A 25,466-nucleotide genomic window follows, 5' to 3' on the forward strand; every position below is an offset into this window, starting at 1 on the left:
ATCCCCCTCCGGCGTCCGCGCCGCTCGGCGGGGCGCCGGACGGAGCCGGGGGCGGGCCGACGGGCCGGGCGGGGTTCGCCTCGACCCCGGGGTGTTCGCGCATCCTCGACGGCCCTCAGGACCGCGGCGGGGCGCCCCATGCCCCCTGCGGGCCCGGAGTCTCGGCGCGCCGGCCGCGGTCGATGCCGCGCAGCGCCGGCCCCAGCAGGAGAGCGGCGGTCATCGCCAGCGTGGCCAGGCCCGCCACGGCGTGCAACCCGCCGGACCAGGCGAGCGCGGTCACCGCCATGCCGCCCCCCGCGATCCCGATGGCCGCTCCCGCGGGGAGCGTCCTGATCGCGGATCCGACGAGTACGGACAGAGCGAGCGCCGTGACGGGCGCCGGCTCCCGCGGCAGATCGTCCCCGGCGAGCAGGGACACCGTGATGGCACCGGCCGTCACGGCCAGCCCCACGACCGCGGTCGGGGCCACCCATCGCTCGCGAAGCAGCGCGAGGCCGCCCACGCCGATCGAGACGGCGGAGCCGAACACCCAGGAGGCGCCGCCCCAGCTGGTCATGAACATGTACGCCGTGAAGGCGATCCCCAGGACGATCACGCCGCCGAGCCCGATGTTGAACATCGTTCCGGCCGGCCTCGCCGGCCGTTGCGCTGTATTCGGCCGTTCCGCTGTATCCATGCTGCCGAGGCTAGGAAGGACGGCCTCCCGGGGAACCGGCCGAAAGTACGGAAGTGTGCCGGGAGACCCGTGCTTCGGGCCGGTTCCGGCACACCGCCCCGCTCCGCCCGCCACGTTCCCGATGTCCGGTGTACGGCCACGGCGGCCCGGACGACCGGGCATCAACCGGTCCGCCCGGAGGCTCCACGAGATGCCGTACGGCCCCCATCCACCCCGGTGGTACGGTCTGGTCGACATGCACGCCGCGCGCCGAGACCCGCGCCGGCGGCCGCGGGCACCGGCGGGGGACGGCCCGTAGCGGCCCCTCATGCCCGTCCTCCAGGGGAGCCCGGATGACCATCAAGGTCCTGATCGCCGACGACCAGGCGATGATCCGCCGTGGCCTGCGGCTCATCCTGGAGGAACAGCCCGACATCAGCGTCGTCGGAGAGGCCGCCGACGGTTCGGAGGCGGTCGCGATGGCGCGCCGGCTGCGGCCCGATGTCTGCCTGGTCGACATCAGGATGCCCAAACTGGACGGCATCGAGGTCACCCGTCTGCTGGCCGGCCCGGGGGTGGTCGACCCCATCCGGGTCATCGTGGTGACCACCTTCGACCTGGACGAGTATGTGTACGGGGCGCTGCGGGGCGGCGCGGTGGGGTTCGTCCTGAAGGACGCCGGGCCGGTGCTCCTGGTGGAGGCGGTCCGCGCCGCCCACAACGGAGAGGCGCTGGTCTCGCCGTCGATCACCCTCCGGCTGCTGCGTCATGTGATCTCCGCGGGCGTGCCCCGTGCCGCCGCCACGGAGGCGCCGCTGTCGGACCGCGAGTTGGAGGTCGTACGGGCCATTGCCCGGGGCCGTACCAACCAGGAGATCGCCTCGGAGCTGTTCATCTCTCTGAGCACCGTGAAGAGCCATGTGTCCGGTATCCAGGGCAAACTCGGGACCCGCAACCGGCTCGAAATCGCCGCGTGGGCATGGGAGAACCGCATCGTGGAAAGCACATGACGGCACCCTGACCGCGTGATGCGCCTCGCCCCCCGTTCACGGGTTTCGGCGCGGGGCCGGTTCGCGCCCCGGGACAGCCCTGCGGAGCGGTCCGCCGAGGTGACAGAGGAACGCGCCGACGTGGGCCGCCCCTGCGAGGGGGACCACACCGGCCCGGCTCGTCATGACGAACCGGCTGTCCCATCGGACTGCCAGGGCGCCCGGGCCACCCCGCTGAGGCCGGGCGCGACACCCGCGCAGGCTGGTGCCTCAGCAGCCTGGTGCGCCCGGTGGATCTCCCCGGCGATCAGCTCCGCGTGGACGGCCGCTCCGGCCGCCGCCCCGCCGTCCACTGTCTCCCTTTGACAACGGCGACATCGCCCGCCGCCCGCACCCCCGGCCCATCGGTCGCGCCCACGCGGGCGCCCGGAACGGAGTGACCGGTCTCGTGTCGGCCGCACGGCTGAACCGCGGGTTCGAGTCCCGGCGCTCGCAGGAATCCGGCCCGTGCCGCGCGGGCCGCGGGGCCTTTACGGTGGACAACTTCGCGGGGCCGACGGGCGGGTCCCCCTCGGGCCGGGCGGCCCCCCGTTACGCGGCCCCGGTCACCGACCGGCAAGGTCTCCACGCGGGCCCCTCAGATGGGCCGATCCCCGGTGACGCCGGGTCAGGCGTCCCCGGTTCGCACCGCGGTGACCACCACCGTGGTGTAGTGCATCGTGAAGCGGCCTCCGGCAGCGTCGACGACGGCTCCGACGCCTGCCAGTACCGCTTCCAGCTCCGCGGGAGCGAGTTGCGTGTGCCCACCGGTCGTGGGGAGCTGGTCCAGCCACTCGTCCCGGGTGTAGGACCGCTCCCAGTCGAACCGCCACTGCTCCGGTTCGCCGAAGGCGCCCGCCTTCTCCATCCCTTCGGCCGCGCGGGCGCACAGCGCCGCGTAACCGTCCCCGGCGGGCACCACCCACTGGCGGGCGGCGAGGGAGCCGCGCGCCACCCGGCGATAGACCTCGGCGAACGCTTCGACCGTCCCGGGCCCGGGAAGCCCCGCGTTCCAGAACACGGCGAGCCGGCCGCCGGGCCGCAGTGCCCCGGCCGCCTTCTCGGCGCCGGCGACCGGGTCGACCCAGTGCCAGCTCTGCCCGGAGACGACGGCGTCGAACGCCCGCCCGGCCGGGTCCCAGGTTTCGAAGGCCGCGACCTCGACCGTGAGCCCGCGCCGTCGCGCCCACTCGGCCATCCGCGCGTCGACCTCGACCCCGAGGACCGCGCAGCCGGCCGCCTGGAACTGCCGTGCCGCGATGCCGGTTCCGGTACCGACGTCGAGACAGTCGGCCCCGGGGCTGCCTGCGACGATCCGCTCCACCATCGCATCGGGATAACGGGGCCTGGACCGGTCGTAGCGTTCGGGGTCGGAGCCGAACGACTCCGCTGTCCGACGGGCTCGATGAGGTTCCGGTTCGGAGGGACGCGCCCTCTCCGGAGGTATAGTGGGCATGCGCCCACTATAAGTGGGCGACCGCCCACTCGACTACTGGGCGGGCACGACGAGCACAGGAGATGGGCACGGTGCCGACGGGTGTGGTTTTCCGCGACGCGCGCGAGCAGCTCTTCGAAGCCGCCGAACGCGTACTGCTCCGGGACGGGCCCAGCGCGCTGACCAGCCGGGCGGTGACCACGGAGGCAGGCTGCGCCAAGGGTGTCCTGCACCGGCACTTCACCGACTTCGACGGCTTTCTCGCCGAGTTGGTGCAGGACCGGATCGCCGGGATCGACAGCCGGTCAGCGGCCCTGCGCGACGCGGCCGGGACGGATACCGTCACGGAGAACCTCACCCGTGCGCTGACCGGTCTCTTCAGGCCGGTGGCCGTGGCGATCGTCGGCCTCGTCACCTCCCGCGACGAGCTGCGCGCCCGCCTCCGCCGGACCACACCGGCCGGCGTCCCGCTCCTCACGGAGGCCACGGCCATGATCGCCTCCTACCTCACGGCCGAACGCGAACTGGGCCGCCTCGCACCGGACACGGCCGTGGACACCCTCGCTCCCACCCTGATCGGAGCCGCGCACATGGTGTTCGCCGACCGGAAGGGCACCCCGCCGCAGGCCGACGCCGTCCGCGGGGTCGTGACCGCGGTCGTCACCGGCGCCGTGTCCGAACCGCTGTGAACGGCCCGGGGCATCAAGGGCCGTACCCGGGCGGCCGGGACAGTGAGAACTGAGAACACGGAGCCGCGCGACAGCCGGTCTCCGGGCAACCGAGCGAGGGACGACATGCTGGACGGACTGCGGAAGCACTGCGCCGAGGCACTGGCCGGACACGGATGTCCGTCCGTGTCCGTCGCGGTGGCCGAGCGGGGAGAGATCGTCCTCGCCGAGGCGTACGGGCTCGCGGATCTCGCCACCGGGCGTCCGGCCACGCCGGGCACCGCGTATGCGCTGGCCTCCGTCACCAAGCCGTTCACGGCGACCGCCGTCTGCGTGGCCGCGGACGAGGGGCTGCTGGACCTGGACGCGCCGGTGCCGGTACCGGGCGAGTCCCGGTGGTCCGGGCCGACGGTACGCGAACTGCTGCGGCACCGGGGCGGCTTCGGAGCCCACTACGACTTCCATGACGGCGGCGGCGAGCGTCCTGTCGACACCGGCCGCTACGCCGTGCTCTTCCGGGAGCCGGGCTCCGGCTTCGAGTACGCCAATCTCGGCTACCGCGTACTGGGCCACGTCCTTGAGGAGTCCAGCGGGCAGGGGCTCGGGGAGTTCATCCGTCACCGGGTGTGCGAGCCGCTCGGGCTCGGCTCCTGGCATCTGGGCCCGTCCTATCAGGGCCCCGCCCCCGTCGCGGTCCGGTACACGGCCGACGGCCGCCCCTACCCGCCGCGGTGCGCCACCGGCCACCCCGGAGCCAGCGAGGGCTGGGCGACCGCCACGGACCTGGCGCTGTTCGCCCAGTCGTACGAGCGCCTGCTCAGGCCACCGACCGCGGCGGCCGTACGGGACGCCGTACCGTACAACGCCCGCCTCGGCTACGGACTCGGCTGGAATGTGTCGTACGGCGACGGCCCCGTCGTGCGGAGCCACGGCGGCGGCATGGGCGGCGTGGCGGCGATGCTCGTGACCGTTCCAGAACAGCGGCTCTCGGTGGCCGTACTGTCCAACGGCACCGGCAAGGCCGCCCGTGACACCGTCGTCCGGTATCTGCTGGACACCCTGGTCCCGGGTTACACGGATGAGCTGATCGCCCCGGTGATCGACGACCCGGCACGGCCGATGACGCTGCCGCCGGGCATCTGGGCGGGCCTGATCACCACGCCCGAGGCCCCTGTCCCGCTGACCCTGGAGATCCTGGCGGACCACAGGGTCGAGTTCCGGCTGAACGGCGGCGCGCCCGCGACGGCTCCGGCTCTCGCTTCGCGCGCATGGGACCTGCGGACTTCCCTCGACCTCCAGCTGCCGACCGCCGACGCCCGCATCAGCAGCCCCGGCCTCGGCCTGGAACTCCGCCTCGGCCGGGGGCGCCTGACCGGCGTCGCTCGTGCCTTCAAGAACGGCGACGCCGAGGGCTGGATGGGCAACTTCCTCAGCCATCCCTGCGAGCTGACCGCGTCCCCGCGCCCGGACGGGCTCGCCCGCTGACGTCCGTGTCCGGCCGGGAGCCTCACCGGACGTCTCCGCCACCCGTCTCGGCCCGCGACAGCGCATGCGGATCCGTACGCCGCCCCCTGACGGTGCGACAGCCCGCGTCCTTCCCGGCTCCGGGCGTCCCCGTCGGCCGCCGTGCCAAAGGACGCACCCCTGAGGAGGATGGACGGCCCGCGCATGGCCCCGCGCTGCGGCGTGTCGGTTGAATCCGCCCGCGCCACGGGATGAACATCCGCTGGGGAGACGCACGGCGGAAGGAACTCTCGGGTGGATCGGAACCGGCGTCGCCCCTCATGCCCGTCCCCCGCGCCCACGATCGCGGCCGTGCCCGCCGTCGGTGCGGGTGCGGGGGTCGGGTCCCTGCGGGAGAGGGGTAGCGCGAGCCGGCGGCGGCCGCACGAGCCATGGCGGGGCGCCACCGGGAAGCGTACGGCCCTGCGGATCGCGTGCGGCGCGAACCACAGCCTGTCGCACGACGGAAGCGAGCTCCCGGCCCGCCGGGGCTCTCCGGACCGGCAGAGCCCGGGACCGCCCCTCGCCGACCGCGGTACGAGACGGCGGCCCGAACCGTACGGGCGCCGGAGTGGCTGACCCCACGGCCTTCGGCTCCGGCCCGGCTCCCGGTCCCTGCTCCGGCCCGGGTCCTGGCCCCGACCCGGGCCCAGATCTCAGCTCCGGCTCCGGCTCACACCACGCGGGAACGGCCCTGTGGGCGGTGACGCTCTGTCTGCTGCCGCTCGGTCTGCTCGCAGCGGCCGCCTGGTTCGGACAGTACGTACGGCCCGGCGCTGACGACTGGTGCTTCCTGCCCGTCACACGTGACGGCGGTGTGGGCGAGATGGTCCGCAAGTTCTATCTCAGGGACAACGGGCGGGTGGCCAACGCCCTGCTGGTGGGCCTGTACGCGAGGTTCGGGGTCGCGGGACACCAGTGGTTCGCCCCCGTCACCGCCCTCGTCACACTCGGCGTCCTGTGGACCGTCACCGCCCTCGGACTGCGCAGAGCGGGACTGCGAACCCCCCGGGGCATCCCCCTCCTGGTCGCCGCCATGCTCACCGCCGTCTTCCTCCTCGCCACACCCAACACCTACAAAACCCTCTACTGGCCCGCCTCCTCCGTCTCCCACACCCTCGCACCCGTCCTCGCCTGCGCCGCCACCATCCCCCTCCTCCTCACCACCACACGCACAGGACGAGCAGCCGCCCTCACCACCGCCTTCGCCGCGGGCTGCTTCCTGGCCACGCTCTCCGAACAGGCGTCGATCGTGGGCCTCGGCGTGCTCTTCTGCGTGTTCCTCCTCAGCCGCAGGATCCTCGCCGAACACAGGCGGACCTACACGCGGTGGTGGTGCCTGGCCGGGATCGCGGGAATCGGCGTCGGGACCCTGGTCCTGCTCAACTCGCCCGGCTCCCGTCGACGCCGTGCGCGGTACGGGGCGGACACCTCGATGCTCTCCCCCGACGCGCTGATCGGCTCGCTGCGCGCCTTCGCCCGTATCCTCTTCACACTGCTCACCACCTGGCAGTACCTGGGCGCAGTCGCGGCCGGGCTGCTGCTGGGGCTGATGTGCGGACGGGTCGGAGCACGGCCGACGTCGATCGTGCTGACGCACCGACGACTCCTCGCCACCGCCGGAATGGTCACGTTCCTCGTCTCCGGCTACCTCTGCACGGTGATCGCGTACCCCTTCTTCGGCCCCGGTGTGGCATGGTCCTCACGCGCCTGGAACGACCACGTCCTGCTGTATGTCGTCCTGCTCGTCGGCGCCGGAGCACTCCTCGGGCGCCTGCTGCGGCCGTACTCCCGCCGCGCCGGGACCGCGCGGGTGACCGGCGCGGCCGTCTGCGCCGTCTGCTGCCTGGCCTTCGCGGTCTCCCTCGGCCGGCTGGCACAGGACATGAGCGCCCGCGCACAAGCGTGGGACCACCAGGACCGGTGGCTCCGCGCCCAGGTGACGGGGGGCGCCCGGAGCCTTCCCTACAAACCGGTGTCGGTCAGCGGCATACGGGAACCCTTCAGCGTCCACGGCAGCTGGCCGGCCGCCTGTATCGCCAACTACTACCGGGTCGAACACATCACCTACTCCCCCCGGCTCCCCTGAGAGGAGTGGCCGGGCCGCCGCCCCGGGCCGGGTGCTCCCGCGCGACCCGTGCGGCGCAACTCTGGATGTCCCCGATGGGGCGGCCGTTGATCGGGACATGAATAAGAGGTCCGCCGGATGCGTGGCATCCGGTCCGCGTCCGGTCCTCAACGGAAGGAGCACACACTCAGATGCCGGAGGCGACCTTACCCAAGGCCCCCCCGCAATCCGGGTCTCAAGCGGGACATCGGGCTGATCGGCCTCATCTGGAGCTCCGAGGGGTCCATCATCGGCTCGGGGTGGCTGTTCGGTGCGCTGTTCGCCGCGCAGGCGGCCGGAACGGCGGCGCTGCTGTCCTGGTCCATCGGAGCCGCCGCGATCATCGTCCTGGCCTTCGTCCACGCGGAGCTGGGAGCCATGTACCCGGTCGCGGGCGGCACCGCGCGCTTTCCGCACTACGCCTTCGGCAGCGTCGCGGGCGCGTCCTTCGGCTGGTTCTCCTGGCTGCAGGCCGTCGCCACGGCACCGATCGAGGTCATGGCGTCACTGAACTACCTCAGTGTCCACGCCGACTGGGTGCAGGCCGGGAAGAACCAACTGACCGCCGCGGGATACGGGCTGGCCGTCGCCTTCATGGCATTCTTCGTCGTCGTCAACTTCCTGGGCATCCGATGGCTCGCCCACACCAACAGCGCGGCGACCTGGTGGAAGGTCGCCGTCCCCGTCGTCACCATCGTCGCCCTGGCCGCGACCGCCTTCCACGGTGAGAACTTCGGCCACCAGGGCTTCGCCCCCTTCGGCGCGCAGGGCGTGCTCTCCGCCGTCACCACCAGCGGCATCATCTTCGCACTGCTCGGCTTCGAGCAGGCCGACCAGCTGGCCGGGGAGAGCCGCAATCCCGCGAGGGACATCCCACGGGCGGTCATCGGCTCGATCCTCGTCGGCGCCCTGATCTATCTGGCGCTCCAGGTGGTGTTCATCGGGGCCCTGCCCCAGAGCGCGTTCGCCAACGGCTGGGCCAACCTGTCCTTCCCCGACAAGGCCGGACCGTTCGCCGGCCTCGCCCTGACCGTCGGGCTCGGCTGGCTCGCCACCCTGTTGTACATCGACGCGGTCATCTCACCGACCGGCACGGGCCTGATCTACACCACGGCCGCTTCCCGGGTCTCGTACGGCCTGTCCCGCAACGGCTATGTGCCCGCGGTCTTCGAGCGTACGACCAAGCGGGGGGTCCCGTGGTTCAGCCTGTTGTTCGCCTTTCTGGTCGGGCTCATCGTGTTCCTGCCGTTCCCCACGTGGCAGAAGCTCGTCGGCTTCGTCACGTCCGCGAGCGTGCTGATGTACGCGGGAGCGCCGCTCGCTCTCGGGTGCCTTCGCAGACAGGATCCCGACCGGTACCGGCCGTACCGCCTGCCCGCCGGCCTGTTCTGGGCTCCGGTCGCCTTCATCGTGTCCAATCTGATCATCTACTGGGCCGACTGGGACACGCTGTGGCGGCTCGGTGTGGCGATCGTGCTCGGATACCTGCTGCTGGGCGGCTCGGCCCTGCTCCGGCTCAACCCGAGGGTCCCCCGGATGGACTGGCGCTCCGCGCAGTGGCTTCCGGTCTATCTCGTGGGTATGGGCCATTCCGCTGTGGTGGGACATGGTGCTCATCGCCGTGTTCAGCCTGCTGATCTACTTCTGGGCGCAGTCCGTGCGGCTTCCCGACGACGAGGCGCGGGAGTACATCGGCTCCGTCACTCTGACGCCCCATCGCTGAATGCGGTCTCGTGGCTGAGCCCGGCGGCGCTGCGGCGGACAGCCCTGACACGGGCCGCCTGTCCACGGCTCGCCCGTCCATCCGCCCGCCGGCGCCCTCTCGTGCCGAAAACACACCGGGACGTGCGACCGGTCGCACGCGGGCGGGTGAGCGCCCACTCGGCCTTCGCCGCGCCGCCAAGCCCGCGGCCGTCGTGACACCGCTCGCCGTCGTGACACCGCTCACGGCGCTCGGAGCACGACGGGAACCCGCGCGGAGAGCACGGCACGGATGAGCGGGACTGTTGTCGTCAGCGGTCCCGCCGGATCCAGTGGGCCCGGCGCTGGTAGCGGGCCACGGCGGGTGTCCCCGGAGGAGGAGGCGCGGGCGGTCCGGGCTCCTCGGCGGACGGAGGCGGGGCGGGTTCCCCGGCGGGAGGGGATGCGGAGGGCTTCCCGGCGGGAGGGGGCGCGGATCCCCCTGTGGGCGTGTCCCTCGGCGGATGGAGTCCTTCCGCCGAGTAGATCGTGGTCGCGATGGTGTCCACGAGCTGCTGCTCGGTGAAGTTCTCGGAACCGGGGACATGGGGGACGAAACCGATGAGCACCCCCTCACCGACGATCTCGGCGTCGAGCCCGGCCGCTCCGTCCACGTCCCAGAGCGCCTCGATCCCCTGGTCGAGGACCACACGGATGCCCACCTCGTAGACGCCCGCCTCCACGACATGGGCCATCACCCCCCGGGCGCGCAGTGCCGACACCATACGGCCGGCGCGTTCCGCATCCATACCCGGTCCACCTCCCGTACGCCCGCCCGCGCTCTGAGGGGCGAGGCATCCCAGTGTCGGAGGGACGGAAGGCCGCACAGCCTTCCCCTCCTCCGACGGTACTCCGCCCCGGCCGCGTGCCCGCGCACATACCGTCACGGTGGCCACCCGCTCAGAGCCCCGACGACGGCCCGGTCGGCCGGTCCGGGTGCCGGGGCATGCCCTCACAGGCGCTTCCGCCCGCGCAATCCGATACCGGTACGAGCGGTTCCCCGAAGTGTCAGTCCCGGCAGACGGATGTCGTGCGTACGGACCCGCCGGCGTTCTCATCGTCGGTACCCAGGACCCCGGGAACACCGCCGTCGCAGGTCAGGGCCTCGATCTTATGGCCGGGGAAGGTGCCGGCAAGCGCCGGGCCCAGGGAGGCCGCCAGCCGCGGTCCGTACGGGTCGACCCGGCCGATGTCGTGAACGGCCGAGTCGAAGGGGCCGTCGTCCCCGGGATCGGACGCCGAGGTGACGAGCACCCGGCCGCCCGGGGTGACCTCCAGGTCGCTGATGTGCCGTACGTTCTCGCGGGGGAAGGCGACCCGCACCGAAGTGGTGTGCCGAGGGCCGAACGAGAGACGCGGCCAGTCGAGCAGCGCCGTGTGCAGCAGGGCGGGGTCCTCGTCCTGGCCGCGGTGCGCCCACAGCGCGATCAGCCGTCCGGCGCGCCGGGTGAGGGTGAAGCCCTCGTAGTTGTCGCCGGCGGCGACGCCGGGAACGGTGAACTCCCGTACCACCCGGGCGGTGAAGTCGTCCTGCAGACGGAGGTGGTAGCCGCGGCCCGAACTCTCCAGGGCAACGAACTCCCCGGGCCGGTCGGGGACTTCGCCGAGTGCCTCCAGGTCCACGGGGAGCCGGTCACCGATCCAGCGCACCTCGGCGGTACGGGTGCCGGATCCGGGGGTGAGCAGGATCCGGGAGAGGCGGCGCTCGCCGGGGCGCTTGTTGTCGTGCGCCACCAGCACTTCGGTGCCCTCGGGTCCAAGGGCCAGCAAAGCCGTACCGCTGATTCCGGCGGTGATCCCCTCGCCCGTGCGCAGCCAGCCGTCCGGAGCCCTGGAGGTGACCGCGGCCACGATGGCGACGGGAGCCGCGGAAGCGGGCACGGCGAGGGTCAGGCCCAGCAGCACGGTGACGCCCAGTCTGCCGCCCGTACACAGAATCCTCATGGACGGCACGTTAGGACGCCCCCGGCACCGGCCGTGGCTCCGGCACGGTCCACACCCCCGGACGGCCCCGCGCCCTGCCCCCGCGGAGTCATCGGGCTCCCCCACCCGGCCGCGCGGTCCGCGTCGCCGCGGTTCTCCGTACCCCGGTCGCCGGGGCGCCGACAGCAGCTCCGGCGCCCGTGGCCCGAGGCCCCGAAGGGGCGCCCTGTACGCTGGACGAGGCCGGGCCCTGGGCCGCTGGACGACCAAGGCCCCTCCGGCGTACGGACGGTGTGACGCCGGACCACGGACCTCGGGTCCGTATCGCTTGCGCCTCCTTCTCGAGTGCGACGGGGCAGCTCCGGCCGATCAGCCGCTCGAAGCGCTCCCTCCCCCACACCACATCCCCGCGACACCACCGGCCCGGCCGCGTGCGCCCGTGTCCAGGGCGCCTTCGTGCATGGGCGGGACTGTCCCACCACCTACGAAAGGAATCCGATCATGCGTCGGTACATCCTGACCGGCACGCCCGGCGCGGGCAAGACGACGATCCTGCGCGGCCTGGCCGCACTCGGCTACCCCGTCGTCGAGGAGGCGGCGACCACGGTCATCGCTCAGGCACAGAGCCGGGGCGAGGACGAGCCGTGGACACGGGAGTCCTTCGTCGACGACGTCATCGCCCTCCAGCGGCAACGGCAACGGGAGACTCCGGCGACCGGCCCGGCCCAGGTGTTCGACCGGTCCCCCGTCTGCACCCACGCCCTCGCCACCTATCTGGGGCTGCCGGTGTCCCGCGCGCTGAGTGCGGAGATCGAGCGGATCACGGCGGAGGGGATCTACGAGCGTCGGGTGTTCTTCGTACGCAACCTGGGGTTCTGCGAGCCCACCGGCGCCCGCCGCATCGGCTTCCAGGAGTCGCTGGTCTTCGAGACGATTCACGAGCAGAGCTACCGGGCGTTCGGCTATGAACTCATCGACATCCCCGCGGGCGATCCTGACCGGCGTGTCGCCACGGTCGCTTCACATCTGTCACGGCTCGCCCCCTGAGCGGGCCCGTCGGCTTCGCGACCGCATCCCGGGCTCCACCGCACATGACCGCCGGGCCACGATCGGCTGTGGCCCCGCCGGGCCGGCTCCCGGAACACAACCGGTGGCGCTCCTCCGTCAACCGGGTGACCGACCGTGAACCCACCATGAGCGGAGGGCACTTGACGGTCCGACAGTACGGAAAGCAGCCGGAGGGTTGAGCGGCCGGGGCCGGGTACGGCGGACCCCGGCGGCGCAGGATCGCCCGTCATCCCGGCGGTAGTCGCAGGTCACGGGCCCGGCCCACCGCAATGGCCCCGCCCCCTCGCGTGTGCGCGCGCTCTCCGGACTGCGGTGTGGGCGCCCGGACACCCGGCGGGGGCACCGGTGGACGGCGGTCACAGCGTGCGACGACCGCCCGGACGATTGCGGCATAGTGATCCCGCTGTGTGGCCACGACCGCACGATGAGTGACGGAATGTGTGCCCTCAATCCATTCATTGGAGGTTCGTCTTGCGTACCCGACGTACTGTCGCCGCCCTTGTCAGCGCCCTCGCCCTGGGCGCGAGCGGGCTCGTCGCGGCGTCCGGACCGGCCACCGCCGCGCCCACGGTGACGGCGGATCCGTGCACCTACGTCTTTCTGTCGAACGGCGGCAGCGAAGGGCTCGCCATCACCTGTGAAGGCCACCCCTTCCGCGCCTTCGTCAGCTGCCAGAGGGGTGACATCGAGACCTACCGGAACTTCGGCGCCCTCGTCCCCTCCGGCGGGACGTCGACCGCCTGGTGCGAGCTGGGCGACATGCTGATCGGCGGAGGTGGAGCCCAGACCTGAGCACCTGCCCGCGCCGGCGGTCGGCACGCCGTCGGCGCGGGCCCGACACACGCCTGACCGGGCCGCCGAGACTTTGGGGCGGGACAGCGCGCCGGTGGCCGGTCCGCGTGCCTCCGACGGCGCACGCTCGCCCCGCCGGGTCTCGTGGCCTATCGTAAGGCCGCAGGGTGCCCTGCGGGGCAAGAGGTCTGGTTTCTTCGTGGGGGTGGGTGGCGTGGTCGCCGGTCGTGTGGTGCGGTTCGACAGTGCGCGGGGTTATGGATTCATCGCTCCGGAGCACGAGGGCGAGGATGTCTTCCTCCATGTGAACGATCTGCGGTTCCCCGAGCAGTACGTACGCACCGGCCTCGCGGTGGAGTTCGAGATCGAGGAGGGCGACCGCGGCCTGAAGGCGTCGTCCGTGCGGCTCCCCGAGGGCGCCGACGGCGGTCCCCTGGCACCCTCCGCGGTTTCCCTCGCGGGCCCGGCCGGGACGGCTGACGGCGACGACTCCCTGTGCGATGTCCTCAGCGCGCGCGAGTACGTCCAGGAGGTGACCGAGGTGCTGCTGTCGGCGGCGCCCTCACTGACCGGGGAGCAGATCCTTCAGATCCGTACCGGCCTTCTGCAGTTCAGCAAGAGCCACGGATGGACCGAGGGCTGATCGTCCCCACACCGGGCCCGCACACGGAGCGGGATTCACCGTCGGACCGACCGGTGGGAACGGGGCGCCGCAGCCAGGTGCGGACGGACACGGCGGGGGACCGCCGAGCGCCGGTGACCGGCCGTACAGCACCGCCGTGCGGCCGGAGCGGTCACGCCGGTGCCCGGGCTCTCAGGTGCACCCGCCGGAGCTCTGCTTCTGGACATGGGCGGTGTAGTCGTTCGCGACCTTCACCCACACCGCCGACGCGCCTGCCCGGTTGTAGGTTCTGGTGAAGTCGGTCCCCCACAGGAAGCCGTCGAAGTAGACGGTGTAGCACCAGCCCGCGTCCACGCGAAAGGTGTCCCAGTCCTCGCCCGACGGAGTGCTGTGTCCCCCGGAGATCCACCGCTGCTCCTGGGCCGACCCGCCCGAGGTGCAGACGGGCGTCGTGGTCGTCGTGTCTCCGGTGGTCGTACCGCCCTGGCACCAGTTGCGCGCGGTCAGGACGGGCTGTGCGGTGTCGTTGGCCGTCGCCGAGCAGAAGGGGCCCGTGCAGTCCCCGGCGTACGCCGCCGGGGCCGGTCCGAGTACGGTCATCAGCGCCGCGCAGGCGCCGATCACCGCCAGGCTCCTCGCCCTCTTCCCTGAACGTGTGCTCACCGCGGGCCTCCTTGTCGGTCACATCGGCTGCAGAGCAGAAGCCGCGGCAAGTATGGCGGTCGGGAGCCTCCGGCACAGCGGGGCACTACGGGAACGCGCCACGGAACGACTCGCCCCGGGGCGTGCCGCCGGGGAACCCCCCGTGCCCCGGGGAGGAATCCGTGAGACGTGTCGACGCGCTATCCCCAGGTGAGGGGGTCGAGATGGAGGTAGAACCGCTCCCGGTCGCGGTCCGGGGCGATTTTGTACCGGCGGGCGAAGTCGTCTTCGGCGGTGTCCGATCGGCGACCGTCGGCGCGGGTCTCGCGGGCCGTGGCGAAGAGGAGGGCGATATCGGCGTACGGATCGGCCCGTCCGAGGCGGCCGAGGTCGATGAAACCGCGCACCTCCAGGGTCTGAGGGTCGAGGACGATGTTGGGGAGTGTGAGGTCTCCATGGCAGACCACGGCCTCGGCGGCCTCCTGCGCGAGACGCCGTTCGAGCTGCGGGGCGAGACGCCCGAGCAGTTCGACGGGAGGTGTGGTCTGCTGTTCGACGGGCAGGAACTCCGGATTGACCGCGCCCCGCTCCACGACATCCCGCGCCAGGGCGAACATCCGGGTGAGATCGCGGGTGAAGGGGCACTCCCGCACGGGCAGATCGTGCAGCCGCCGCACGGCGTCCGCGATCGGCCCCCAGGCCGCGTCGAGCGACGGGGCCGGGACACGGTCGGCGGGTATTCCCCCGACGGCGGAGGTCATCAAGCAGGCGGCATCGGGGGTGACGTGCCAGTCCAGCACTTCCGGGCCCGGGACACCCCGGCTGTGGAGCCAGTCGGTCCGGTCCCGCTCCTCCTCCAGTGCGGCCGTCTCCGGGGCGGATACGCACTTGGCGTAGCGCGACCCGTCACGGGAGCGGAACACATGGGCACCGGACTCGCCCGATGTGACGGGTTCCCAGTCGCCGCTGTCCCGGCCTGCCCGCAGTACCTTCTGGATGGCGGAGGTCGCATCTGTCACACCGCCCACCCTAGCCAGAAGATCTTGCATAGGGCACACGGTTTTCGCGGGGAGGAATCGCCGCGACCGCTCGCCCGTCCCCACGGACCTCACCGACGCCGCCGGGCCCCCGTTCAGGTGTACGGGCGGATCGGCGGGGTGCCGGGGTGCCGGGGTGCCCCGGGCACGGGGACGACGGAGCCGGCTCGTACACCCCCGCGGCGCTCGCCGGAGCGGGTCGGGCTCAACGGCCGGACAGGAGCCAGGTTCCGAGCCCGGACGCGACCGCCGCCAGCGCGGTGAGGAGCCGTACGGGGAGCCGCTCGGCCGTGATGCGAAGCCCGCCGACACGGATCTCGGCGTAGGGGCGGGGTCGGGAACGGGGCATGGGGGTCTCCCTCGGACGTACAGCCGGAGTTCGTGTGTCGCGCCGGTTCTCCTCGGCACCGTCAGTCTGGCCCAACCGGCCCCCGCCCCGGAACAGCATGTGCGGGCCATGTCAGTTCTAGGACGAACGGCTTGTCCTCGCTATGGGCGTCACCGACCGGGCGACGCAGCTGACGCACGGCGGGCACCCCCTGGAAGGTCTACCGAGTCGGTGTTCTCCGCGCTGGGGTGGCCGCGACGGCTCCCGGGGCACTGCCACCCGGGCGCTCCGTGAGCACACACCGGCGTTCGGAGACGCGCCAGGGCACCGCATCGTGCCAGTACGTACCAACAGCCCCGTAAATGACCTTCTTTCACAGAAGGAGTAATGTGGCGGTGCCAGTGACCCGGCGGTCATCCCCGTGCCCGCCCCGGGAACCACGGCACACCACCGCGGACGCCCGGCGCGCGTGCCGTCGGCCGGGGTGTGCGGGAGTCCCGGGCGCGGACCGACTGCACGGGTACCTCATCCGCCCCGGAAGGAACGTCATGGCAGCCACGGCGAAGCGCTTCCCGCTCGAACCCGAGCCCCTGCATGTCCCGGACTCCGTCCTGGACGACCTCAGGGCACGGCTGCGGCTCACCCGATGGCCCGACGACACGGGCAATCACGACGGGTTCTACGGGGTCAGACGCGACTACCTCCAGGAACTTGCCGAGTACTGGCTCGACCGGTACGACTGGCGCAAGGCGGAAGCCGCGATCAACGCCTACGAGCACTACCGCGTGAACGTGCGGGGCGTTCCCGTCCACTTCATGCGCAGGCCCGGCGCCGGTCCCGATCCCACCCCGCTCATCCTCACTCACGGCTGGCCGTGGACTTTCTGGCACTGGTCCAAAGTCGTCGACCCGCTCGCCGACCCTGCCGCCTACGGAGGCGATCCGGCCGACGCTTTCGATGTCATCGTGCCTTCCCTGCCGGGCTTCGGCTTCTCCGCCTCGCTGCCCGACCACCCCGACATGAACTTCTGGAAGGTCGCCGACGTCTGGCACTCCCTGATGACCGAAACCCTCGGTCATCAGAAGTACGCCGCCGGCGGATGTGACATCGGTGCGCTCGTCTGCGGCCAGCTCGGCCACAAGTACGCCGATGAACTGCATGCGATCCACATCGGCTCCGGCCAGAAGCTGACCTTCTTCAACGGCGACCGGGCGTGGGACCTCAGCGGCGGCCAGCCGATCCCCGAGGGTCTGCCCGAGTCCGCGCGCCGGCGGATCGTCGACCTGGACCGGCGCTTCGCCGTCCATCTGGCCGCGCACGTCCTCGGTCCCAGCACTCTCGCGTACGGACTCACCGACTCTCCGGTCGGCGTGCTCGCCTGGCTTCTGGAGCGCTGGGACAAGTGGAGCGACAACAAGGGTGATGTGGAGAGCGTCTTCTCCAAGGACGACCTGCTGACCCACGCCATGATCTTCTGGGTGAACAATGCCATCGGTACGTCGATGCGCTACTACGCCAACGCCAACCGGTACCCGTGGACCCCCTCGCACGACCGCCGGCCGGTCGTCGAGACCCCCACCGGGATCACGTTCGTCTCCTACGAGAACCCGCCCGGCGTGAGCACCCCCGAAGAGCGCGTACAGAACTGGGCCTCCAGCGACCGCGCCGACTGGTACAACCATGTCAACCTCACCGCCCACGAGAGCGGCGGCCACTTCATCCCCTGGGAGAACCCCGACGCCTGGGTCGACGACCTGCGTCGCACCTTCCGCGGCCGGCGCTGAGGCAGCGCGGCCGGATTCCGCGAACGGACAGCCGCGCGACCGGAGCGATCGGGTCGCCGGACGCCCGGGCCGCCGGGACAACGGTCATGGGCCCGGGGCGGGTACGCGACCTCCGGGCACCGCTGTTCCGTCCGGGCGGTCCCCGGCACCGAGGGGACCGCCCGGACGACGGGCACAGCTCCCGCCCGGAGCCCGTTCACGGACGTGGGTGTCCGCCCCGGGGAGTGCGGCTACCGCCGGAACGCCCCTGTCGTGGGGACGGTGCCGGGGCGGGGGAGCGTCTCACGGCCGCCCCGGGTCAGGTGCCCGTATCGGTCAGCCGGCTCACCGTACGGGCCGCCGCGTCGGCTGCCCGGCGCGCCGACCGCGCCCCGGTGGCGGCCTCGCGGGCGCGCGCCGCCGTCCGCCCGGCCTCGGTCCGTGCGCGGTCCCGTTCCGCGCGTGCCCGCCGCAGTTGCTTCTCCAGAGCGGTGACCTGCTCGTCGGCGCCGGCCAGCCGCGCGGCGGCGGTCTCCCGGGATTCCTCCGCCCGGCGCAGCTCGTCTTCGCGGCGGGTGGCCTCGGCCGCGGCTTCGGCGGCCTCCTCGCGGGCGGCCTCCAGCCGGGCCCGCCGCTTCTCGCCGACCCGGGGCGACGTTCTCCCGCTCCGAGCGGCGGGAGGGCGGTCCCCCGTATCCGGGGCCGGACGGCCGCCGGGCCGGGCCGGTACCGTTTCGGGACCGACGTCCGTGAAGCCGACCGGAACGGGTGGCGCCTTCACCAGCCTGCCCGTGGCCCACCGGGCGGCGGCGTCCGGGTCGGCGAGGACCGAGTGGAGGATCTGCTCGACCTCGTGCCGTACGCTCTCCCCCACCGGCTGACCCGCCCGGGCCGCCAGTTCCTGGGCCCGCCGTGCGAGCGCGGCGATGACGGACTGTCTGCGACGGCTCAGTTCTCTCAGCTGTCCGGCGTCCAGGGCGCGATGGGCCTCCCGCAGTGCCTGCCCGAGCCGGAGGAACCGGTCGGCCTCGGCACGGTCGTCGCATACGAGGAGGTTCGAGGCCCAGGCCGCCAGCGTCGGACGGCGCAGTTCCGCGATCCCCCGGGCCGCCGCGCGGTCACCGGCGCTGCGTGCCTCGGCGGCGTACGCGTCCCGGGCCGAGGTGAACTCGGCGGGGCGCAGCGCGTACAGTTCCCCGGCGACCTCGTCGACATCCACGCTCCCCACCTTCCGGCACCCCGCACCGGCAGGCACCCGGCACGGGGCCGGCCGGGGTACGCGCCCCGGCACACGGGGCGGACGCCACCTGGCCGGGCCGCCAGACCCATGGGTGGGGGTTCCTCCCGGACCGCCTGCCCGGGGAGCCGGGCAACGGGGAAGCCGGGCAACGCGGGCCGGTGAACGTTTCCGGTCGCAGCGCTAGCCTGAGCGCATGGATCAGCTGGACGGAGTGGAGATCATCGCCTTCCCGGACGCCCGCACGTTCGAGGACTGGCTCGCCGAGCACTACACCCGGCACGAGGGTGTGTGGATAAAGATGGCCAAGAAGAAGTCCGGCATCGCGTCGGTCACCGAGGACGAAGTCGTCGACATCGGGCTGTGTTTCGGCTGGATCTCGGGGCAGCGGAAGTCCCTGGACGGGCAGTACTACCTGCAGAAGTATGTGCCGCGCAGACCGCGGAGCCTGTGGTCGCAGGTGAATGTCGACAAGGTCGCGGCGCTCACGGCAGCGGGACGCATGCGCGAACCCGGGCTGGCCGAGGTGCGCAAGGCGCAGAAGGACGGGCGCTGGGCCAGGGCGTACGCGTCCCAGAAGGAGGCGACCGTGCCCCCCGAACTCACGGCGGCGCTCGACGCGGACCCCGAGGCCCGGCGGGCGTTCGACGCGCTCGACAGGACCGGACGGTACTCGTTGATCCTGCCGTTGCTCCAGGCCCTCACCCCGGAAGTCCTCCAGGAGCGGCTCGGCAGAGCCGTGCTCACCCTGAAGAAGGATCAGAAGGGCTGACGGTCAGACACGGACCGGTCACCACAGGCCCGGAGCGCTACGGCGCACCACAGGCTCCGGCGATGTCGGTGAACCGGCGGCACCGGCCCGGAGCCCGCGCGGGTGCGGTGTTGTGGGGTGTGGGGGCGTCAGGCGGACTGGGGTGCCGGCTTGATGATGGCGAAAGGCGCGCCGGAGGGATCGGCCAGCCAGGCGATCCGGCCGACGTCCGGTACGTCGGAGGCGGGCATCAGAACGGATCCGCCGTTCTCCCGCACTCTGGTGACGACGGCGTCGGCGTCGGCCGCGTCGAAGTAGGGGATCCAGAGCGGTTCCATGCCTTCCTGGAGTTCGGCGAGACCTCCGAAGGAGGCGTCCTGCTGGTCACCGTCGGCGGTGGACAGCACGGTGTAGGTCATGCCGGGCAACTCCATGTCCTGCGTACGCCAGCCGAACAGGGCACGGTAGAAGGTACGCGCGGCGGCCGGGTCCGGGGCGTGGAGCTCGACCCAGCACAGTGCGTCGTGTTCGGACGCCTTCTCCAGGCCCTTGACCGCGGCGGGCTGCCATACGGCGAACTCGGCGCCGCCGGGGTCGGTGAGGAAGGAGATCCGCCCCGCGTCCTCGACGTCTCGGGGCGCGACCCGGACGGTCCCGCCGCCCCGCTCGACGGCCTCGGCGGTGGCGTCCGCGTCGGGAGTCCGGAAGTAGACCGTCCAGGCCGGGTTCGCGCCTTCCTCGGTGAGCGGTCCGAGCGCGGCGACCGTGCGGCCGTCCTTCTGGAAGAAGCCGTAGCCGCCGGCCTCGGGCCCGGCGGATCGGTGTTCCCAGCCGAAGACGGCGCCGTAGAACTCGGCGGAGGCCGCCGTGTCGGGGCTGCCGAGGTCGAGCCAGTTGGGGGAGCCCGTGACGAAGTCGGTGCTCAGCATCGTGAGGTGTCTGCCTTTCGGAGTTCCGGTGCGCGCGGGTTCGCGTGAACGCCCTCCCCCTGGGCCTGACTGCTCCCAGCGGCGACCCATCACGGATAGCACTCATACCATGACAAAATCGCAGAATCACCGGCATGACACCATGAGCCCCCTACCGGCCGACGGCCTCTCCGCCGTTCGGCTGTGCGCGGGAGCGGGAGCCCCTCCGACAGGTCTCCCGGAGGCCGGGTGGCCCGGAATCGGGCGACGGCACGGGGCCTCAGAGGATGGTGAGTGCCGCCGCCACGATGAACACGGCCTGGAGCGCCGAACGCGGACCGAGCGGATCCCCCTGGGCCACCCGTCTCCGGGCGGCGGAGACATTGGCCGGAAACACGGCGATCATGAGCAGGATCAGCCCGCCCGCCGCCCAGGGCGCCGTGGCCGGGATCAGCAGGCCGACGGCGCCCGCCAGTTCGAGGACGCCGGTGATCGTCACCAGCAGGTCCGGCCGGGGCAGTCTCGGCGGGACCATACCGATGAGGTCCACGCGGAACCTCGGATGGAAGTGGGCGAAGCCGGTGAACAGAAACATCACCGCGAGCCCGACACGCAGTGCGGGCTGCCAGGCGTCCAGTGCCTCCACACCGGCCAGCCCCGCCACACGAGCCGCCAGAAACCCGACGACCAGGGCGATGAGTGGCTCCATCCCAACCTCCGGAGTGCGTTCGGGGCATCCACAGTGGAGCCGTGTCGGCACCCGGGGCCCGGGAGGGCCCGGGGCCACTGGACCACCCGGCCCGGATCCGTAACCCGTCGCGGGGCGGGACAGAGGGCCGACCGGGCGGCCACTCGCACCCGATCGGAGCAGGGCTCGCCGCGGCGCGAGACGTCCCCGGGAGAGGTCCCCGGTTCGCGCTCGGTGGCATCGGACAGACGGGCCCCGGGCAGGTGCCCGTCCGTCCGTCGGGCTGCCGGCGATCAGCCGCTGTGGCGGAAGACGAGCAGATAGCGCCAGAACAGCAGCCTGCGGACACGGCAGCCGGGCAGCAGCACGGCGGCCTCCCCTCGGATCCGGGCAAGGGGCATCGTCGGCTGCTTCACGGGTGCCTTGACCCGGCCGCGTACGGTCGCGGGCACGGCGGCGGACGAGGGGCGGAGCCGGTCCGAAGCGGCGACGCCGGCTCTCGCGGCGGCGTTGACCGGGACGGCGGCCAGACTCCATACCAGGTCGAGCGCGGTCTTCTCCGGGTAGCACCCCAGGATCACGAGCACACCACCGGGCGCGAGGGCGTCGCGGAGTCCGGCGACGGTGTCGAACGGCATATGGTGGATGCTCGCCAGACAGGAGATGAAGTCGTAGTGCCCCGCGGGGAGCTCGGTCTCGGTGACGTCGGCGTGCCGGAACCGGGGGCCGCCGGTGTCCGGTCCGGGGACGAGGTCACCGGCCCGGGCCCGGGCCTCGGCGATGACCTCCTCGGACGGGTCGATCGCGTCGACGTCCATGCCCAGGCGAGCAAGACGGCGGGCGAACCGGCCCGTCCCGCAGCCGACGTCCAGTGCCGTACCGCGACGGGGCGGCACATGGCGCAGCAACAGCCGGTGGTAATGGTCATTGTGATCGAAGGGCATGACTGCACCCTGCCACACGGGTCTGGAGGGCTCGAACCCCAGCCCGTGGCACCGCGGTGATGCCGTTGCCCTGGCGGCCGGAGCGGAACGGTACGGGTGGGCGTGGTGCGCGTCGGCACGGTGGTGAAGTGCCCCTCACCGGCCTGGGCCGGCGGGCGGCCGTTCGGTCGGCGAGGGGCACATCACGTACATATCACCGGCGGGTTGGTCCGACCGGCGTGGTCAGCGGATCTCAGGGCGTGCAGACAACGCCCGTGCACTGGCCGGGCTTGGAGTTGCCGCTCGCCAGGTTGCCTCCGCCGTCGATGTTGCCCGGGTCGGCGAAGACGCCCCAGCTGCCGTTGTTGCGGGCGGTGTTGCCCTGGATGGTGTGCACGGCCTTCGAGACGAAGATGCCGTCGCCCAGGTTGGCGTTGGTGGTGTTGCCCACCAGTTGGTTACCGGCCCCGGACGCCGCGATTCCGACGACGTAGATGCCCTGTGAGCCGTTGCGGTTGGCCTGATTGAGTTCCAGGTCGTTGTTGAACGAGTCCTGCAGACTGATCCCGTCCCCGGTGGTGTCGTTCGCGATGTTGGACCGGATCAGGTTGTTGTCGGAGTAGCTCAACTCGATGCCGCCGGTGTTGTTGCTGACGTCGTTGCCGGTGACCGTGCTGCCGTCGGACGACTGGAGGACGATTCCGCTGTCACCGCTGCCCTGGAACGTGTTCGACAGGATGCGGTTGCCGGTGGAACCGGAGACGGTCAGAGCGGCATCCGAGTTCTGGCCGGACGAGTTGCCCTGGACGAGGTTGTCGTTCGAGGCGAGTTCCAGGACATACGCGCCGTCGCTGCTGCCGCCGACGGTGTTGGTCAGCAGGGAGTTGTCACTGGAGCCCGACAGGACCACGCCGGCGTCTCCACCGCCGGAGACCTGGTTGCTTTCGAGGCGGTTGTTCGCGGAGTTCTCCACGAAGATGCCGAGGCCCTGGTTGTTGCTGATCGTGTTGCCGAGGATCACGTTGTCACTCGACCCGCCGAGGACGGTGACGCCTCTCTGGGACTGCCGGTCGATGACATTGTTGCGTACACGGTTGTTGTTGTCGGCGTTGTCGAGTTCGACGCCGGCGAATTCATTGGTCTGGATGACGAGCTTTTCGACGATATTGCCCGCCGTACCGGGGTTGAGTTTCACCCCGTAGTCGAACTCCTGCACCTCGGCAGCGGCGTTACTGCCATTGGTGACGGTGACGTTGTCGAATCCGTTGTTCAGGATTCCGGCACCCAGGCCGACTCCGTCGAGGGTGTGTCCGTTGAGGTCGATGGTGATGCCGCCGCTGCCGACGACCAGGCCGTCGCCGGGACAGTTGAGCAGGTCAGCGTCGAGAACGACGCTGGTCGTGACGGTCTGACCGCAGGAGAGATGCGCGGCGTGTGCCGCCGGCGCGCTGGTCAGCACGCCGATGAGCGCGGTGGCTCCCACCACCGCTAACCATTCCAAAGACAGCGTCCTGGAAAAACGGATCATGCCGAGACTCCTTCTGTCATGGCGTTTGCGGGACCAGCCCCACGGGCCGGACACGGACCCGTGAGGGTGACGACGAGGCGGACGACCGCCCCGACACAGGGTCAAGCGAAAGCATGATGAAGGCAATGAAACGGAAAAGGATGGCCTAAGACGGCCCAAGGTTGACTGAATCGGTCATTCGTCGCGAAGCTGGTGATGCTTCTGGGGTTGAGGAGTTGCCCGAACGGCCGACGGTACCCGAGCGGGCACCGTTCGGTGACGCGGGCGAGCGCGAGCGGGTGTTACGGACGACGCGAGCGGCGCTCCCGGCGCAGTCGGCACTACTCGGTGTTGTGCAGGTCCACCCATGCCCGGAGTGTGTCGCCCTGTGGGGCCGGAGTGATGCCGCGTTCGGTGAGGATCCGCTGAACCGCGGTGTTCTCGGGCGATGTGTACACCACGAGCGCGTCGAACCCCTCGTCCCTCGCGGCGTCCAGCAGCAGGGCGAAGACCGCACGGCCGATGCCACGGCCGCGATGGGAGCGTCCGATCCACATCCCCGCCTCGGCCGTGTGCCCCTCGCCGTCCAGCGGAAACAGCCGGGCGACCCCCACGGCGGCCGGGCCCGACATGATGGCGTAGCTGCTCTCGACCGGCACCGGGGCCAGCGCTCTCGACCGGTGGAACCTCAGAAAGGCCGCACGGCGCACATCACTCCATCCGCCGGGTCCGCCGACCGGAGGCATCACTTCCAGGGGGTCCGCGTCCGACACGGCGGTATCCAGGACCTGGTGCAGCAGATCGTCGTCGAGAGGGCGGAGTGTGACATCGCTGCGCATGGACGTATGGTCCCAGCGGTACACACCGTTCTCCACGGCCGCGGGCAGCCCGTGCCCGGCGACAGCCGTCATCGCAGGCTCCGGTGGCCCCGACCCGCCGGACGTCCGGCGAGCTGCCGAGGGCGTCCGGTCGGCGGCGCCGCTCACCCCCGGGCGCGCCCCCTGCTCCCGTACGCCCCCACAACCGGCGGACCCGGACGCGTCACCGCCACGAACAGGGCGCCTCTCGCATCCGCTCATGGGACGCGGCGGTGGCCGGGGAGAGCGATGGCGGTGGCCAGGAGGAGCGATGGCGCGGGCGGGGGCCGCTCTGAGAAGGTGGCCCCGTCCATGCGCCCCGGCCCGCACCGGGCGAACCGCCCGCGGTGGCCCGGGTTCCGCACGGTCAGGGGGCGTGGGCGGACCGACGCACGGTACCGACGAGCGAGGAGGCGGCGGAGGATGAGCGAGCAGAGCGCACAAGAGACCTTATGGCCGGGCAACCGGGCGCACTCGGCACGGGTGTACGACTGCATCCTGGGCGGCAAGGACCACTACGAGGTGGACCGGGAGGCCGCCGAGGCGTCGCTGCGGGCCTGGCCCGGGCTGCGGACCAGCATGCTGGCGAACCGCGCGACCATGCGCCGGATGGCCCGCTGGCTGGCCGGGGAAGCCGGTATCGGGCAGTTCCTCGACATCGGCACCGGGATTCCCACCGAACCGAATCTGCATCAGGTGGTGCAGGCAGTCGCCCCGGCGGCACGGATCGTGTACGTCGACAACGACCCCATCGTGCTGGCCCATGCCGACGCCCTGATGCGCGGCACGCCCGAGGGCCGTACCACCTATATCGAAGCGGACATGAACGCTCCGGACACGCTTCTGGCCGATCCTCTCCTGCGCGGGACGCTCGACCTGGACAAGCCCGTCGCCGTAACGGTCATCGCCATGCTCCAGTTCGTCCGGGATGCACAGGGGCTCGTCGAGACGCTGATGCAACCACTGGTTCCGGGAAGCTGTCTCGCCATCACCCTCGCCACCGCCGATCTCGCCACCGGATCCGAGGAGCTGGCGGCCGAGTACACCCGGCGGGGCATCCCCATGTATCTGCGCGACCGCGCCGAAGTGGAACGGCTCTTCGAGGGACTTGAGCCGATCGAGCCCGGTGTCGTCCCCATGACGGCCTGGCGGCCCGCCGACGGTGAACGGCTGCCCGACACGACGACGAACATGTACGCCGGAGTGGCACGCAAGCGCTGACGGCGGGTGTGGTCCCGGCGTGGAGGCCCGGTCCCACGGAAGCGTCCGACCGGGCCGACG

At 71.8% G+C, this 25,466-nt stretch carries 23 protein-coding genes and 1 pseudogene; 11 read left to right on the forward strand and 13 right to left on the reverse strand.

Annotated features, from left to right (window positions below):
- Window positions 1-115: 115 nt before the first annotated feature.
- A complete protein-coding gene (locus ACIBCM_RS07935) occupies window positions 116-679 on the reverse strand; it encodes a metal transporter (protein ID WP_399241089.1) in 564 nt (187 codons plus the stop codon).
- 332 nt (window positions 680-1,011) lie between these two features.
- Between ACIBCM_RS07935 and ACIBCM_RS07940 the strand changes: the two genes are divergently transcribed.
- Complete coding sequence (locus ACIBCM_RS07940) at window positions 1,012-1,668, forward strand: response regulator (RefSeq protein WP_399241090.1); 657 nt, start codon at window positions 1,012-1,014, stop codon at window positions 1,666-1,668.
- 646 nt (window positions 1,669-2,314) lie between these two features.
- Here the strand turns inward: ACIBCM_RS07940 and ACIBCM_RS07945 are convergent.
- A complete protein-coding gene (locus ACIBCM_RS07945; RefSeq protein WP_399241091.1) occupies window positions 2,315-3,142 on the reverse strand; it encodes a class I SAM-dependent methyltransferase in 828 nt (275 codons plus the stop codon).
- A gap of 71 nt (window positions 3,143-3,213) precedes the next feature.
- Here ACIBCM_RS07945 and ACIBCM_RS07950 point away from each other — a divergent pair, with 71 nt between their 5' ends.
- The 4 genes and pseudogenes from ACIBCM_RS07950 (at window position 3,214) to ACIBCM_RS07965 (ending at window position 9,122) form a co-directional block, all read left to right on the forward strand.
- Window positions 3,214-3,810 carry a TetR/AcrR family transcriptional regulator gene (locus ACIBCM_RS07950; RefSeq protein ID WP_399241276.1) on the forward strand — a complete coding sequence of 199 codons (597 nt, stop codon included), beginning with the start codon at window positions 3,214-3,216 and terminating at the stop codon, window positions 3,808-3,810.
- A 105-nt stretch (window positions 3,811-3,915) separates the two neighbouring features.
- Window positions 3,916-5,274: a serine hydrolase domain-containing protein gene (locus tag ACIBCM_RS07955; protein ID WP_399241092.1), complete on the forward strand. Its 1,359-nt coding sequence runs from the start codon at window positions 3,916-3,918 to the stop codon at window positions 5,272-5,274.
- Window positions 5,275-5,863: 589 nt separating this feature from the next.
- Window positions 5,864-7,381: a DUF6056 family protein gene (locus ACIBCM_RS07960; protein WP_399241093.1), complete on the forward strand. Its 1,518-nt coding sequence runs from the start codon at window positions 5,864-5,866 to the stop codon at window positions 7,379-7,381.
- A gap of 117 nt (window positions 7,382-7,498) precedes the next feature.
- Window positions 7,499-9,122, forward strand: a pseudogene (locus ACIBCM_RS07965) (APC family permease).
- A 289-nt stretch (window positions 9,123-9,411) separates the two neighbouring features.
- Here the strand turns inward: ACIBCM_RS07965 and ACIBCM_RS07970 are convergent.
- Together ACIBCM_RS07970 and ACIBCM_RS07975 are read right to left on the reverse strand one after the other, a co-directional pair.
- The gene (locus ACIBCM_RS07970; protein WP_399241094.1) at window positions 9,412-9,888 is read right to left on the reverse strand and encodes a hypothetical protein; all 477 of its coding nucleotides are present in this window, start codon (window positions 9,886-9,888) and stop codon (window positions 9,412-9,414) included.
- Window positions 9,889-10,147: 259 nt separating this feature from the next.
- On the reverse strand, window positions 10,148-11,083 hold the full coding sequence (locus ACIBCM_RS07975) for a hypothetical protein (RefSeq protein ID WP_399241095.1): 936 nt from the start codon (window positions 11,081-11,083) through the stop codon (window positions 10,148-10,150).
- Between the two features lie 480 nt (window positions 11,084-11,563).
- On the opposite strand from ACIBCM_RS07975, the gene ACIBCM_RS07980 reads away from it, so the two are divergent.
- From ACIBCM_RS07980 to ACIBCM_RS07990, 3 genes are all read left to right on the forward strand, one after another.
- The gene (locus ACIBCM_RS07980; RefSeq protein ID WP_399241096.1) at window positions 11,564-12,109 is read left to right on the forward strand and encodes an ATP-binding protein; all 546 of its coding nucleotides are present in this window, start codon (window positions 11,564-11,566) and stop codon (window positions 12,107-12,109) included.
- A gap of 492 nt (window positions 12,110-12,601) precedes the next feature.
- Window positions 12,602-12,922: a hypothetical protein gene (locus tag ACIBCM_RS07985; RefSeq protein ID WP_399241097.1), complete on the forward strand. Its 321-nt coding sequence runs from the start codon at window positions 12,602-12,604 to the stop codon at window positions 12,920-12,922.
- 214 nt (window positions 12,923-13,136) lie between these two features.
- Window positions 13,137-13,565 (forward strand): cold-shock protein, encoded by a 429-nt coding sequence (locus tag ACIBCM_RS07990; RefSeq protein ID WP_399241098.1) that lies wholly within the window; start codon window positions 13,137-13,139, stop codon window positions 13,563-13,565.
- Window positions 13,566-13,736: 171 nt separating this feature from the next.
- Here ACIBCM_RS07990 and ACIBCM_RS07995 read toward each other — a convergent pair whose 3' ends face one another.
- The 3 genes from ACIBCM_RS07995 to ACIBCM_RS08005 all read right to left on the reverse strand — a co-directional run bounded on the left by ACIBCM_RS07995 (window position 13,737) and on the right by ACIBCM_RS08005 (window position 15,572).
- Window positions 13,737-14,207, reverse strand: coding sequence for a hypothetical protein (locus ACIBCM_RS07995; RefSeq protein ID WP_399241099.1), 471 nt, complete (start codon window positions 14,205-14,207; stop codon window positions 13,737-13,739).
- 179 nt (window positions 14,208-14,386) lie between these two features.
- Window positions 14,387-15,205, reverse strand: a complete 819-nt coding sequence (locus ACIBCM_RS08000; RefSeq protein WP_399241100.1) for an APH(3'') family aminoglycoside O-phosphotransferase — start codon at window positions 15,203-15,205, stop codon at window positions 14,387-14,389.
- A gap of 223 nt (window positions 15,206-15,428) precedes the next feature.
- Complete coding sequence (locus ACIBCM_RS08005; protein WP_399241101.1) at window positions 15,429-15,572, reverse strand: hypothetical protein; 144 nt, start codon at window positions 15,570-15,572, stop codon at window positions 15,429-15,431.
- 527 nt (window positions 15,573-16,099) lie between these two features.
- Here ACIBCM_RS08005 and ACIBCM_RS08010 point away from each other — a divergent pair.
- Window positions 16,100-17,335 (forward strand): epoxide hydrolase family protein, encoded by a 1,236-nt coding sequence (locus tag ACIBCM_RS08010; protein WP_399241102.1) that lies wholly within the window; start codon window positions 16,100-16,102, stop codon window positions 17,333-17,335.
- Window positions 17,336-17,633: 298 nt separating this feature from the next.
- On the opposite strand, the gene ACIBCM_RS08015 is transcribed toward ACIBCM_RS08010, so the two are convergent.
- Window positions 17,634-18,533, reverse strand: coding sequence for a hypothetical protein (locus ACIBCM_RS08015; RefSeq protein ID WP_399241103.1), 900 nt, complete (start codon window positions 18,531-18,533; stop codon window positions 17,634-17,636).
- Between the two features lie 214 nt (window positions 18,534-18,747).
- Here ACIBCM_RS08015 and ACIBCM_RS08020 point away from each other — a divergent pair, with 214 nt between their 5' ends.
- Window positions 18,748-19,323: a YdeI family protein gene (locus tag ACIBCM_RS08020; protein WP_399241104.1), complete on the forward strand. Its 576-nt coding sequence runs from the start codon at window positions 18,748-18,750 to the stop codon at window positions 19,321-19,323.
- Window positions 19,324-19,451: 128 nt separating this feature from the next.
- On the opposite strand, the gene ACIBCM_RS08025 is transcribed toward ACIBCM_RS08020, so the two are convergent.
- From ACIBCM_RS08025 to ACIBCM_RS08045, 5 genes are all read right to left on the reverse strand, one after another.
- The gene (locus ACIBCM_RS08025) at window positions 19,452-20,231 is read right to left on the reverse strand and encodes a VOC family protein (RefSeq protein ID WP_399241105.1); all 780 of its coding nucleotides are present in this window, start codon (window positions 20,229-20,231) and stop codon (window positions 19,452-19,454) included.
- 259 nt (window positions 20,232-20,490) lie between these two features.
- On the reverse strand, window positions 20,491-20,919 hold the full coding sequence (locus ACIBCM_RS08030; protein ID WP_399241106.1) for a DoxX family protein: 429 nt from the start codon (window positions 20,917-20,919) through the stop codon (window positions 20,491-20,493).
- Between the two features lie 272 nt (window positions 20,920-21,191).
- Window positions 21,192-21,842 carry a class I SAM-dependent methyltransferase gene (locus ACIBCM_RS08035; protein WP_399241107.1) on the reverse strand — a complete coding sequence of 217 codons (651 nt, stop codon included), beginning with the start codon at window positions 21,840-21,842 and terminating at the stop codon, window positions 21,192-21,194.
- Window positions 21,843-22,074: 232 nt separating this feature from the next.
- The gene (locus ACIBCM_RS08040) at window positions 22,075-23,349 is read right to left on the reverse strand and encodes a nitrous oxide reductase family maturation protein NosD (protein WP_399241108.1); all 1,275 of its coding nucleotides are present in this window, start codon (window positions 23,347-23,349) and stop codon (window positions 22,075-22,077) included.
- Window positions 23,350-23,669: 320 nt separating this feature from the next.
- A complete protein-coding gene (locus ACIBCM_RS08045) occupies window positions 23,670-24,239 on the reverse strand; it encodes a GNAT family N-acetyltransferase (RefSeq protein ID WP_399241109.1) in 570 nt (189 codons plus the stop codon).
- A 369-nt stretch (window positions 24,240-24,608) separates the two neighbouring features.
- On the opposite strand from ACIBCM_RS08045, the gene ACIBCM_RS08050 reads away from it, so the two are divergent.
- Window positions 24,609-25,406 carry an SAM-dependent methyltransferase gene (locus ACIBCM_RS08050; protein ID WP_399241110.1) on the forward strand — a complete coding sequence of 266 codons (798 nt, stop codon included), beginning with the start codon at window positions 24,609-24,611 and terminating at the stop codon, window positions 25,404-25,406.
- Window positions 25,407-25,466 lie beyond the last annotated feature (60 nt).

Origin of the sequence: Streptomyces sp. NPDC051018 (assembly GCF_044456085.1) — a bacterium.
Taxonomy (GTDB): domain Bacteria; phylum Actinomycetota; class Actinomycetes; order Streptomycetales; family Streptomycetaceae; genus Streptomyces.